A 12,304-nucleotide genomic window follows, 5' to 3' on the forward strand; every position below is an offset into this window, starting at 1 on the left:
CCGATGCCTATGCTTATTCTGACAGCTATCATCATGTTATTCTGGCTCTTATTGGGACTCTTCTACTTCGGGAAAAAATGACAATGATGATCTACAGCGCGGTATGACCTCGAATACACCAATAGATGTTCCATCAATAATTTCGCACTGTGTTCAGTGTAAAGCTCACCAATATCCCTCACTACCCAATCATTTCAAGGTTTTCATTGTGAAAACACTTTACCGTCTTGAAAAAGTGTTTCAGGGACAAATATTAGAAACATAGAATTCAACAGCAATGATTAGAATTACAATTCCAATCTTTTGAGTCCAAAATTATGGCACTAAACTTTTTTGTGAATGACTGAGATAAAATGATCAAGGTTTATGCCAAGTCTAACTCTTAAAAAAAGTAAGTAGAAGTTTATTTTTGATCATAAACTTCTACATCTTTACATGGAAATCAGTTCCATTTACCTGCAAACGGGGTCACGCCTTCCCAGCCAAGACCGATCACTTCATATCCGGAATCTGTCTGGATCAGGAAATTATGTCCCAGTCTGTTATATATGCCAAGTTCAATGGTGTTGTCTCCATTCCAATCACCTACGATTGGTTCGGTACCTGCCCAGCCAAATCCTGCAATGTCAGGAGAGTTGGTATTGGTGTTCCATAGAGCCCAGGTACCTTCATTGTTGTATACACCAACTTCTTCAGCACCGTCTCCGTTCCAGTCTCCAACTACATGGGAAACTCCCTGCCATCCCAGACCAATGACTTCGTATCCGGAGTCTGTCTGGATCAGGAAATTATTACCGTCGGTGTTGTAGATACCCACTTCAGTAGCGCCGTCTCCATTCCAGTCACCTACAACGGGTACTGTATTTGCCCAGCCGAAACCAATGATCTTAGCACCATCAGCACTGTTGCTGGTTGTGTTCCATAGGGCCCAGGTGCCTGCGTTGTCATATACACCGACCTCATCGGTACCGTCTCCATTCCAGTCACCTATGACAGGTGTCACTCCAGGCCAGCCAAGACCAAGAACTTCATATCCGGAGTCTGTCTGGATCAGGAAATTGTTTCCAGCTGTGTTGTACACACCTAGTTCTTTAACTCCATCTCCATCCCAGTCACCTACTATGGGTTCAGTACCTGCCCAGCCGAATCCCACAACATCTGCGGCATTAGTGTTAGTGTTCCATAGTGCCCATGTGCCCTCGTTGTTGTAAACTCCTACGGTATCGTTTGTTTCATTCGCCTCATCTGGATACAGTCTTAAAGTAACAAGACCATTGTTGAAATCGGCGACATATACATAATTACCTTCTACAGCGACACTATATGCAAAACCAGGTGTGTTGTATCTTCCAGCCTCAGTTGGTGTTGCAGGGTTTGTGATATCCAGGATTACAAGTCCGCTGCTATCATCTGCAATAAATGCATGATTTCCTGATATTACTACATCCTGTGCAAAACCGGTGTCATACCTGCCCACAAGTGTTGGAGAAGCAGGATTCACGACATTCAGGATTACAACTCCTTCACCGCCATCAGCAACATATACATAATTACCCTCTACAGCGACTCCGTATGCATGTCCAGTAGTGTTGTAACTGCCTATGGGTGTTGCTAAGATCGGATTAGTAACATCCATGATTACAAGACCAGCATCTCCGTCTGCTATGTATGCATAATTGCCTTCTACAGCAACATCTTCTGCATTTCCTGCAGTATCATAACTGTTTCTGGCCACTGGTGCAGCCGGATTTGAAATGTCTACAGTCACAAGTCCACTGCTATTAAGCGCAACGTATGCATAATTTCCTGATATTGCAATGCCAAATGCCTGACCAAATGTAGCAAGATTGCCTGCGAGCCTTGGTGTAGTCGGATCAGTTATGTCTACAACTACAAGACCACTTCTTCCATCAGCAACATATGCATGGTTTCCTGAAATAGCGACATCGTGTCCATATCCCGTGGTAATATAACTGCCTGCGCTGGTTGGTGCAGCTGGATTACTTATATCTACTACCATAAGGCCCATGAAACCATTGGCCACGTATGCATGATTGCCCGATATGGCCACTCCATTTGCAAATCCTGAAGTGGTACTGTAAAGACCTACTCTGTTTGGACTTGATGGGCTTGTAACGTCCAGAACTGCAAGACCACTTCTACCGTAGGCTACATAAGCATAGTTTCCTGATACATCAACACAATAAGCATTTGAAGCGTCAATGTTATGTGTTCCTGTAGGAACTGGTGATTCCGGGTTCGTGATATCTACTATTACAAGTCCGTTTATTCCGTCTGCTATGTATGTATGGTTACCTGATACGGTTACGTATGTTGCAAAACCATTGGTTTCATAAATTGTTGCAAGGCTTGGTGCTGCCTTATTTGCAACATTGATGATTGCAAGTCCATTTGTCCCGTCAGCTACGTATGCATAGTTTCCTGATACGGCAACGTCTGTTGCAACTCCGTCAGTATCCAAGGACCCTGCAAGTACTGGTATATTTGGATTTGTTATATCAATTATCACAAGGCCTGTGCTACCATCTGCAACATATGCATAGTTGTCTCTTATATCAACTTTATATGCATAACCAGAAGTATTATAGGTTCCTAAGCGGACCGGTTCTTCTGGATTTGTTATATCCACAACTACAAGGCCTCTGACGCCACTGGCTAAGTATGCATAATTGCCTGATATCGCAACACCGGATCCGAATATGGAACCAGAAGTTCCTGAAATAGTTGGTGCTGCCGGGTTAGTGATATTCACTATTGTCAGGCCATTTTGTCCATTTGCCACATATGCATAATTTCCTGATATGACAATGTTGTTGACCAGTGATGGAGTGGTAACCCTTCCTACTTCTACAGGATTGGCAGTATCAGTCATATCCACTATCATCATGTCCTGTCCTTGACCGACATATGAATAATTACCGTTTACAACAGCTGTGGCAACGCTCCCTCCTCGGTGGGCGACGAAATCCTCTCCTTCTGGTGTCAGAAGGGAATTGGTTATAATATTAGTATCATAGGTATTTTCATTATATTGACTTACAAAATCTATTTTGAGTTCCTCAGCTGCACTGATCCCCGGGATCATCAGCATTAAAATTACTGCGACTCCTAAATAGATCGATCCACTTAACTTGAGTTGCATTTTATCCCTCCAGGTTTATTGTTCTATCAGCAAATTGATTTTCAGATACCTTTTTGTTATAGGTATTTTAGTTTATTATGGCATGCTTTCTTTAATAGAAAGCATAATGCTATCTCTCCTATGTGTGAGCATGGATCGAAAAGCTTCTTTGAAGCATTTCGTCCTTCTGAAAATGATACTTACGACCGCTTGAAACAATTATCGCTACGATCAGAAGTACAACAGGAATACAAAACCTGTTTTTGCATGATCGATTCCACTTTTATTTTTAATACTCCGCCTCTGAATGGAGCTTTACTCATATATAAGTATATGCCTTTTTTATATGCCTGCCCTTAGTATTTAAAAAGAGTGGTGTGAATAAAGTATGTAAATATTACTAATTTTTGCTACCAGATCCACACTTTAATATAACTTTAATATATCTTGTATGTCTGTCATATGTCAAAAACAAGATATGGGTCTGTGATCCCAGTAATAAATTATTGTTGCTCAGATCTCACATAATTCTTTATAATTTCATGTATAATTTCATGTGATAAAATAAATACATAGGTGATCATCTTTGCTCAGATTGTACAATAGCATGACGCAGGTTCTTGAAGTATTTATACCACATGAGAATGGAAAAGTAAAGATGTTCACATGTGGTCCATCTATCTACCAGCCAGCACATCTGGGGAATTACCGTACATTTCTTTTTGAAGACATTCTTTTACGCTATCTGGAATTCTCCGGGTATAATGTGGAAAGGACTCTCAATTTCACAGATATCGAGGATAAGACTATAATTGAGGCAAAGAAGAACCTTACAGGTATTTTCACTCTTACTAACAGTTGTGCTGCCAAATTCTTTATGGATATTGCTGATCTTGAGATTAAAAAACCCACATACAATCCCAGATCTTCTACTTCAGTGGAGATGGCTGTAAAAATAATCGAAAGGTTACTGCAGAATGGACACGCTTATTGGCATAAAGGGAACGTTTATTTTGATATACGTTCCGTCAAAGATTTTGGAAAACTGAGCCATCTTAAAAGTTCTGACTGGCCTGCAAAGATAAGGCGTTTTCACAGAGACACCTATCCGGGTAATAACTGGAACATAGGTGATTTTATTCTCTGGCATGGGCATCGCACTGAAGAGGGTTTATCCTGGGAGTCACCTTTGGGAAGGGGCAGACCTTCGTGGAACATCCAGGACCCTGCAATGCTATGTGATACACTCGGTCCCACAGTTGATATCTGGTGTGGCGGTGAAGATAATATTGTAAGGCATCACGATTACAATATAGCGGTAATGGAATCCGTTACTGGAAAAAAACTTTCCAGTTACTGGTTGCACGGTGCCCATTTATTAGTTGAAGGAAAGAAAATGTCCAAGAGCAGGGGTAATGTCATTTATCCGGAAAACTTGCTTACAAATGGCTATTCCGGAAAAGAGATACGTTTTTTCCTTATATATGGTCATTATAGGGAGCGTTTGAACTTTACCTCAAAGTCTATGGAACAAAAGGCTCAGCGTTTAAGGGATCTTCTAGTGATCATAGACAAACTGAAGAAGACATCGCCACTTAAAAACCTGGAAAACAACACAGCCTCAGAAATAATAAAAGAAATGATTCCTATATTTAACAGCCACATGGATAATGATCTTGATGTGCTTTCGGCTTTTGACAGTCTGGAAGGTGCAATCGTAAAACTTGGTTATATGCAGGATCAAGGAAAGATAGGAAAAAGAAATATTGAAGATATCATGTTTTCTCTTGCACAGATCAATACAGTACTAAAAGTGTTGTGATATTGTATAGACCCGGGCTGTATCAAGTTCTTTCTTCGTGGGTGACTTCCCAAAAATGCATAAACATGAAAATGTACTTAACTCTTAACAAAATGTACTGAACATTAAACCCATTTTTTCAGATATACTGTATAATATGTGTATATGTTGAATGATCTCGATAAATACTCTAACCATCGGTTTATCGCTAGAAATGTACTGCATCGAATGCACAAAGCGATATTTATTTCAAAGATATATGGACCTGTAAGGAAGGAACCAGAATTCATTAAAATAATCGAATACAGGATTCTTTTAATCGGTGTGTTAAATTTCACTTCGCATCTTAATATATAAAGCGAAGTGAATATACAACACATCAGTATTTTTACGTCCCGACCGAGACTTGAACTCGAGTCTAAGGCTCCGCAGGCCTCAAGGATATCCACTACCCTATCGGGACAACTGGTTTGATGTCTAATGTACTATTCAAATAAAAGTTTGTTGGTGGATATTGTGAAAGTGAAGTAATAGTCTGTTGTATTTAAAAAAAGTTAAATCCTGGCAAGTGAATTCAATAGATTATGTCGATGACCATAGGACTTGCAGGAAAACCCAACTCAGGGAAATCCACTTTTTTCAAAGCTTCCACTCTTGCAGATGTGGAAATAGCAAATTACCCTTTTACCACCATTCATCCCAACAAGGGAGTCACTTATGTGAGGGTAAGATGTCCGTGCATGGAGCGAGATCACAGATGCGGTAACTGTGTTGAAGGAGTGCGCTATGTACCCATTGAACTCATAGATGTTGCTGGCCTTGTACCCGGCGCTCATATGGGCAAAGGTCTTGGAAATACTTTTCTGGATGATCTCAGGCAGGCTCAGGCAATCATACATGTAATAGATGCAGCAGGCTGCACAGATATAGAAGGAAACCCTATCGATATTGGATGTCATGATCCTGTTGAAGATGTGGAGTTCCTCAACCATGAGATCACAATGTGGATGGTAGGTATACTCAAACGTAATTGGCAAAAGGTATCCCGCAAGGTCCAGGGAGAGAACCTGAAGATCGAAAGAGTGTTAGCAGAACAACTAGCTGGTGCAGGGGTCGAGGAGCCACAGGTAATTGAATCTCTTCTTATGACAAAACTTGATCATAACATTAGCAAATGGACCGATGAAGAAATTATCGATCTGTGTGATAAGATAAGGATGATCAGCAAGCCAATGATCATTGCAGCCAATAAAGCTGATATTGCACCAGTTCAGAACTTAGAAAAATTAAAGGAGGCGGGAAGATTTGTTGTGTCTACAAGCGCGGCTGCCGAACTTGCCCTTAGGTCTGCTTCAAAGACCGGAGCTATCAAGTATGATCTTGGTGAAAGTGATTTCTCCATAATCACCCAGGACTTGAGCCCTGCCCAGCAGAAAGCTCTAGATAGCATTCGCAGCTTTCTGCATAAAATGCACAATACAGGTATTCAGGAATGCATTAACAAAGCGGTTTTCGAACTGCTTGATCTTATAGTTGTGTATCCAGTGGAAGATGAGGGGAAATGGACAGATAAACAAGGAAGGATGCTACCAGATGCATTTCTTATGAAAAGAGGGTCCAATGCCCATCAGCTTGCATTTAAGGTACATTCTGATATAGGCGAAGGTTTTCTGTATGCAGTGGATGCAAAAACAAAGATGAGGCTGGGGGAAAAACACGAACTTGAAAATGGCTCAGTGGTAAAGATCGTATCAACAGCAAAATAACAACAAAAGAAAATAATACAAAAGCTGAGCATATGAAATATAGGAGCATACTAAATTCAGTGTACGAAAAGTATATATTAAGAGATCTTTCCTTGAATCCCGATTCTGTTCCTGGAAACCTCACTCTGGTAATATCAGAAAGTGATCTACTTTATGAGAATGGAATGGACAAGTTAGGGATATATATTCTATGGTGTCTGGAGTTGCACATCAAAGTTATCAGCATATATGTGGATGTGCTGGACACCGAAGAAAACCTTCGGTCAGCAATGATGGTGAGTTTGTTGGAACCTCTTAGTTTGCTGATGGAGCAGCTTCCTAAAGAAATCGGCTTTGAGATATATAACGCTGCAGGCGAATCTGTTAAAACCAGAAGCGGTATGAATCTCATGGTGTACATGGCGATTGATTTTGGTGGCCGCAGTGAGATCACAAAGGCTGTACGAACCATACTTGAAGATGTGAAAATGAAGAAGATCTCTCCGGAACAAATTGATGAAAAGGCCATAGAATCTCATCTAATGTTGAAACATGAACCTGACCTTGTTATAAGGGCAGGAGGTAAGCATCTGTCAGATTTCATGATATGGCAGTCTGTCTACTCCGAACTTTTCTTCACGGATGTTAACTGGAGTGGTTTCAGGAAAATAGATCTGCTAAGGATTCTTCGGGATTTCAGGAAAAGACAGAGAAGGTATGGGAAGTGATCATATTTTGCGCTGCATTCTCACAGCGTTGTCATCAAGATAATAACCTTCAACACTCTCTTTTTCTTTGAAGCCATTTGCCTGGTAGAATCTCTGTCCATCTAAATTCTTTTCTCTTACCTCTAGGGTCATGCTCTTATATCCATAATATCGGGCAATGCTTATGCACTTCTGCAATAATAATGAACCGATTCCGTGTTTTCTTTGTGTGGGATGTACTGCAATACTGAGCAGATGAGCGTTGCTCTTGAATGTGCCTAATATGGCATACCCGATTATCTTCTTTTTGTCTTCGTATACAATAAAACCAGGATTTTCCAGATTAGACCTGAAAAGAAAATCTGGCCAGGGTACAGGAAATGACAGATCTTCTATAGCAACTATTTCTAATATATCCTTCTCCTGAGCTTCACGTATAATATACATCTTCAGTCTTTATGAACAGTACAGTATTTATAATTGGTATCAGAAGTGGTTACTATGTATGGGGTAATAGTATGTAATAAATGCAGGATGCACGCACAGATCATAACAGTGGGTACTTCCAGGACTGTGCAATGTCAGAGATGTGGTGCACGACTGGAGGTGAGGAAGCTGCAATTGATCAGCACTTCTGAGAATCGTAATGAAGTTGTCAAAAACCGGACTTTAATGCAGGCAAAGTTAGAGGCAAACGTTCCTGTTAATTCGATACATGCAGCAGTTCTTAACTGCCAGATATCTCAGAAAAATACTATTAATGGCAATGTATATTCATACATGCCGGATGATGGCAGAAATGTCCGTAGCAAAGATCCTGTTAAGATCATCCTTGACAATATTTCCGATCAGGCTGAAATAAGTCTAGATGAACTTGAAGAGAAATGTTCAGTACTTGGCATAGAAAAAGATCTGATTGTGAAGGTGATTACAAGGTTATTGGAAACCGGAGATCTGTATTCTCCTGAAAGCGGAAAGGTTAAAAAAGTATGATTTTACATCTCTTGCAGCACATTCTTAATTATACAAAAGCTTATTTAAAAAGAGTACCTATATATGCTGCTTTAATAATGCACTTCTGAAATATACAGAACACTTTTGATTGGTTAGAACATGGCAGATATAACCCTTGATATAATTGAGCTTTTGCTTACCACTCATATATTCAATAAATATTCTGAATTGGAAATAAATGATCTTCCAAAAAATATACGGAAGAATTACTGGAGCCGGGAAAAAAGGACAGTCCCGAGGCCGATATTAGTATCAAGTTCGGATGTCGAGAAGCTTTTTGAGGTAAAGGAGTTCAAGGGAGAGGTAAGATCACTGCCTTTCATAGATTTCAATGAACGCGATTTTCGCATTCGTCTCACGGCTTTTGAGGTAGCTGCAGAATGGTTCGAGAAAAGGGAAGGGGCACTTGAAAAAATAGCACATAACCCATGTCTGGCATACTACTACGAGAAGAAGAAATTAGAGGGTGCAAATTATGCTGACGCCCGCAGCAAGATAGGGCCAAAGGAAGTTGACAGAGAGTGGATAGAGTCTCTGATAAATGCCATTGCTGCTGAGGAAGGGGGCGATGATATGCTTAAACTTGTCCAGATCAAGGCTCCTGAGGATATTGTTCAGCCTTTGAGAGACCTTGTCCTCTCAAAAGAACAGGAGGCAGAGGTGGAGAAGATAGTAAAGGCCATTCAATATAGGGATTACCTCAATAAAATAGGTCTTTATGATATAGGAAAGATCCTCATGGTGGGCCCACCGGGTACTGGCAAGACCAGTGTTGCAAGGGCAATGTCAGAACGCCTTGCAATACCCTTTGTTGAGGTCAAGCTCTCTATGATCACTGATCAGTATCTCGGAGAAACAGCAAAGAACATAGACAGAGTGTTCGCCCTTGCAAAAAGGTTGAATCCTTGCATCCTTTTTATAGATGAATTTGATTTTGTAGCCAAGACAAGAACATCTGATGAGCATGCAGCTTTGAAGAGAGCTGTAAATACTTTACTCAAGGCCATAGATGATATAAGCCTCACAAGGGATGGAGTGTTGCTTATGGCAGCTACGAACCACCCAAGAATGCTAGATTCTGCAGCCTGGAGAAGATTTGATGAGATCATGAATTTCCCGCTGCCAGACGAGGAAATGAGAAAACACATCCTTGATATCATCACCAAACCTATACCAGGTGAATTTGACAACTTTGAAATAGCAGCTCTCACTGAAGGATACAGCGGATCTGATCTGAGGATGGTCATAAGAGAAAGCGTACTCACTGCCCTTGTCGAGGAAAGGACTGAACTAACCCAGCAAGATATGCTCAATGCTGTCGATGCTTTTAATGAAAGGGCCGTTATAAAAACAGACGAATATTCCGATCAGGTCTAATACACATGAAGATCACTCTTCTGGGAACAGGTGATGCTCCCGGCACTCCTGTAATAGGATGCACATGCCCGACCTGCATTGATGCTCAAAACGGTGGGCGCAGCAAGAGAACAAGGTTTTCTATACTCGTAGAGTCGCAAAACGGAAAGGTGCTTGTGGATACAGGTCCTGACCTACGTTCTCAGCTACTTGTTAATGGTGTACACCATGTCGATGGTGTGATCTGGACACATACACATTATGATCATTTTGCAGGTTTTGCTGAATTCCACAGGGTGCAGTACAACGTTGATGTCTATGGAATAAAAGAAACCCTGAATTACATTCTGGAATATCTGCATTATATGCACCCCAGGCACCATGAGGTAAAGATGTACAGTCCTTTTTTGCTTATAGGTCTGGAATTCACACTTTTTGAAGTGGTGCATCCTCCCGCTAAAAGACCCGTTGGAGTAATGATCAAAGAAGGTAACAAAAAAGTAGTTATTACTGGGGACACACAGCGCAATATATCTGGCAGAAGCCTTGAGCTTATAGAGAACCCGGACCTTCTCATAGCCGATGCAATAGTGCCACCTACTGTGGAAGTGAAAAAGCACATGAATTCGGAAGAGGCTTTGGACCTGGCCAGGTCAATTGGTGCAAAAAGAGTTGTTTTTACTCATCTGAGCCACTATTTTGCACCACATGAAATAGCCTCTAAAGAATTGCCTCTGGGGTTCGATGGAATGGAAATAAACGTATAGCCAGCTACAAGGATATAAATCACGTCCTTCGCTTTTTTCCATTTGCTCCAGCTTCGATCTGCTCCCGTAGTTCTCTTAATCTTCTTCTGTTTTTGAGATAATTTACAATGGTTATTATGGCCAGTGTACTCAAAATAGTTCCGGCAATAAGAAGGCCCTTAGGTGCCGATTTCGCATAAAATTTTACTCCTATGACCTTTAATGTATTGGATGGTGCTTGGATTTCCGTCTTGAATACGGTTTCGAACATATTTGCCAAGGAACTTTTCTCCGTACCCATATTATACCATACAATATTCATTCTTCCTCTGTCGTCAAAATATATCTGGTCTGCATCAGGTCTTGCTCTGCCTATAAAGGAATTACCTGTTGTATAGCCTTCAGGCAGTACAAAACGCACTACTGATGGTGTCTGAGCAACATGCAGAAAATTCCGGCCTGATGGAATGGTCATTGTATATGCTACATAACCTCTGATGGGCTCACTGAAATTCAGATAGATATGTTTTTGTCCTTTTATCACCTCTTCAGAAATTGTGTAATTAAGGGATGATACTTTTTGTTCCTTTGCATAATTCTTAAAAAGGCTGACAGAGGAGTTAGTATTATTTGCATAGTCTGCTATGACTACTATGTTTGACAGTATCTCTGCATCTCTTTTCGTGAGATCTTCCAGGGGTATAATGTCCAATACAGATTCGTTGTCAATTATGTTCACAACTTTTGCACTGGAATTTGCAGACAGGTAAAAAGTACTGGTCCTTGCAAAACTATCGTTGAGCTGGCTTCCATTGAGAAACACATCAAATTCATAGATCGAAGGATCAGGTGTATTCGGATCATTTTCCAAAGGCACTAATTCGTCTATGCATCCGGACAGAGAAACTACTGCCAGGAAACAGGCAATCAGCAGAATATATCTATTCATTGTTCTATCAAAGATCATATTATTAATTCAATATATCGCTTTCAGTTAGTTATCAAACTATGAGTTTTTTCTTCATGAGATTCATGGAAAGTATAAAAAAAAGTATAGATGCCAGCAATATCCATACCACGTCTGACAGCAGAGATAATTCTAAAGAACCATAGGCAAGTGTCCTTATGACCCTTACTATATGTGTGAGTGGTAAGAAGGCCAAAGCAAGGTATTGGATTGGCTCAGGCAGTACTTCCAGGGGGAAAAATGTTCCGCTAAACAGGAACATAGGTGTAATGAATAGCAGTGCAGGATAATTCAGAGCCATGATGTTCGGCGTCATTGCGGTAAAACACATGGCTATGCAGGCAAACAGCAATCCTCCTAGGAATGCAAAAGGAATAATTAAAAGTGCATATTTTAGATCGATCAGACCAAAGGCTGCGATCACAGGTACCATTACAAAGGCATTTATCGTACTGCGTGTGGCTCCCCACAACAACTCACCTGCGATGACATCCTCTATAATGAGGGGAGTAGCTATGATAGCATCGAATGTCTTTTGGTAATACATTCTCACATAAGAACCATAGGTGCACTCAAAGAAAGACGCATACATGACAGAAACTGCTATGAGGGCTGGGGCTATAAATTGTGCATAGGACATACCATTTATCTCATCCACAAATGTCCCAAGTCCGAGTCCCATTGCCAGCAGGTATAGTATGGGTTCTAAGAAAGGTGGCAGAAAATTAAGTTTAACGTTCTTCATGAAAACATCCTTGTTCCTTAACCAGACCTTTAATAGCCTTCTGTTCAGTTCGGGAATTTGGAAATATTGCATATAGGACAT

10 protein-coding genes and 1 tRNA gene are annotated in these 12,304 nt (G+C 40.7%); 6 read left to right on the forward strand and 5 right to left on the reverse strand.

What is annotated here, in order from left to right; genetic code table 11:
• Positions 1-442: 442 nt before the first annotated feature.
• Entirely contained in the window at positions 443-3,163 is a 2,721-nt protein-coding gene (locus METHO_RS00500; protein WP_015323559.1) for a hypothetical protein, read from the reverse strand.
• Positions 3,164-3,728: 565 nt separating this feature from the next.
• Between METHO_RS00500 and METHO_RS00505 the strand changes: the two genes are divergently transcribed.
• Positions 3,729-4,964 (forward strand): class I tRNA ligase family protein, encoded by a 1,236-nt coding sequence (locus tag METHO_RS00505; RefSeq protein WP_015323560.1) that lies wholly within the window; start codon positions 3,729-3,731, stop codon positions 4,962-4,964.
• Between the two features lie 370 nt (positions 4,965-5,334).
• Here METHO_RS00505 and METHO_RS00510 read toward each other — a convergent pair.
• Positions 5,335-5,406: transfer RNA gene (locus METHO_RS00510), tRNA-Arg, on the reverse strand.
• 121 nt (positions 5,407-5,527) lie between these two features.
• Here METHO_RS00510 and METHO_RS00515 point away from each other — a divergent pair.
• On the forward strand, positions 5,528-6,709 hold the full coding sequence (locus tag METHO_RS00515; protein ID WP_015323561.1) for a redox-regulated ATPase YchF: 1,182 nt from the start codon (positions 5,528-5,530) through the stop codon (positions 6,707-6,709).
• 59 nt (positions 6,710-6,768) lie between these two features.
• The gene (locus tag METHO_RS00520; RefSeq protein WP_245546302.1) at positions 6,769-7,416 is read left to right on the forward strand and encodes an undecaprenyl diphosphate synthase family protein; all 648 of its coding nucleotides are present in this window, start codon (positions 6,769-6,771) and stop codon (positions 7,414-7,416) included.
• On the opposite strand, the gene rimI is transcribed toward METHO_RS00520, so the two are convergent.
• Positions 7,417-7,842, reverse strand: coding sequence for a ribosomal protein S18-alanine N-acetyltransferase (gene rimI / locus METHO_RS00525; RefSeq protein WP_015323563.1), 426 nt, complete (start codon positions 7,840-7,842; stop codon positions 7,417-7,419).
• Positions 7,843-7,896: 54 nt separating this feature from the next.
• On the opposite strand from rimI, the gene METHO_RS00530 reads away from it, so the two are divergent.
• The 3 genes from METHO_RS00530 to METHO_RS00540 all read left to right on the forward strand — a co-directional run bounded on the left by METHO_RS00530 (position 7,897) and on the right by METHO_RS00540 (position 10,532).
• Complete coding sequence (locus METHO_RS00530; RefSeq protein ID WP_015323564.1) at positions 7,897-8,388, forward strand: DUF5817 domain-containing protein; 492 nt, start codon at positions 7,897-7,899, stop codon at positions 8,386-8,388.
• A 120-nt stretch (positions 8,389-8,508) separates the two neighbouring features.
• Positions 8,509-9,786 (forward strand): ATP-binding protein, encoded by a 1,278-nt coding sequence (locus METHO_RS00535; protein ID WP_015323565.1) that lies wholly within the window; start codon positions 8,509-8,511, stop codon positions 9,784-9,786.
• A gap of 5 nt (positions 9,787-9,791) precedes the next feature.
• The gene (locus METHO_RS00540; RefSeq protein WP_015323566.1) at positions 9,792-10,532 is read left to right on the forward strand and encodes an MBL fold metallo-hydrolase; all 741 of its coding nucleotides are present in this window, start codon (positions 9,792-9,794) and stop codon (positions 10,530-10,532) included.
• Between the two features lie 19 nt (positions 10,533-10,551).
• Here the strand turns inward: METHO_RS00540 and METHO_RS00545 are convergent, their stop codons facing one another.
• Together METHO_RS00545 and METHO_RS00550 are read right to left on the reverse strand one after the other, a co-directional pair.
• The gene (locus METHO_RS00545; RefSeq protein ID WP_156810982.1) at positions 10,552-11,460 is read right to left on the reverse strand and encodes a hypothetical protein; all 909 of its coding nucleotides are present in this window, start codon (positions 11,458-11,460) and stop codon (positions 10,552-10,554) included.
• 52 nt (positions 11,461-11,512) lie between these two features.
• The gene (locus METHO_RS00550) at positions 11,513-12,304 is read right to left on the reverse strand and encodes an ABC transporter permease (protein WP_015323568.1); all 792 of its coding nucleotides are present in this window, start codon (positions 12,302-12,304) and stop codon (positions 11,513-11,515) included.

The sequence above is a fragment of the Methanomethylovorans hollandica DSM 15978 genome (assembly GCF_000328665.1).
GTDB classification, from domain to species: Archaea; Halobacteriota; Methanosarcinia; order Methanosarcinales; family Methanosarcinaceae; genus Methanomethylovorans; species Methanomethylovorans hollandica.

What these genes read in the sequence shown, in the direction of transcription:
- METHO_RS00500 (WP_015323559.1), bottom strand. Translation starts at nt 3,163, where the DNA reads ATGCAACTCAAGTTAAGTGGATCGATCTATTTAGGAGTCGCAGTAATT.
- METHO_RS00515 (WP_015323561.1), top strand. Translation starts at nt 5,528, where the DNA reads ATGTCGATGACCATAGGACTTGCAGGAAAACCCAACTCAGGGAAATCC.
- rimI (WP_015323563.1), bottom strand. Translation starts at nt 7,842, where the DNA reads ATGTATATTATACGTGAAGCTCAGGAGAAGGATATATTAGAAATAGTT.
- METHO_RS00530 (WP_015323564.1), top strand. Translation starts at nt 7,897, where the DNA reads ATGTATGGGGTAATAGTATGTAATAAATGCAGGATGCACGCACAGATC.
- METHO_RS00535 (WP_015323565.1), top strand. Translation starts at nt 8,509, where the DNA reads ATGGCAGATATAACCCTTGATATAATTGAGCTTTTGCTTACCACTCAT.
- METHO_RS00540 (WP_015323566.1), top strand. Translation starts at nt 9,792, where the DNA reads ATGAAGATCACTCTTCTGGGAACAGGTGATGCTCCCGGCACTCCTGTA.
- METHO_RS00545 (WP_156810982.1), bottom strand. Translation starts at nt 11,460, where the DNA reads ATGAATAGATATATTCTGCTGATTGCCTGTTTCCTGGCAGTAGTTTCT.
- METHO_RS00550 (WP_015323568.1), bottom strand. Translation starts at nt 12,304, where the DNA reads ATGTCCTATATGCAATATTTCCAAATTCCCGAACTGAACAGAAGGCTA.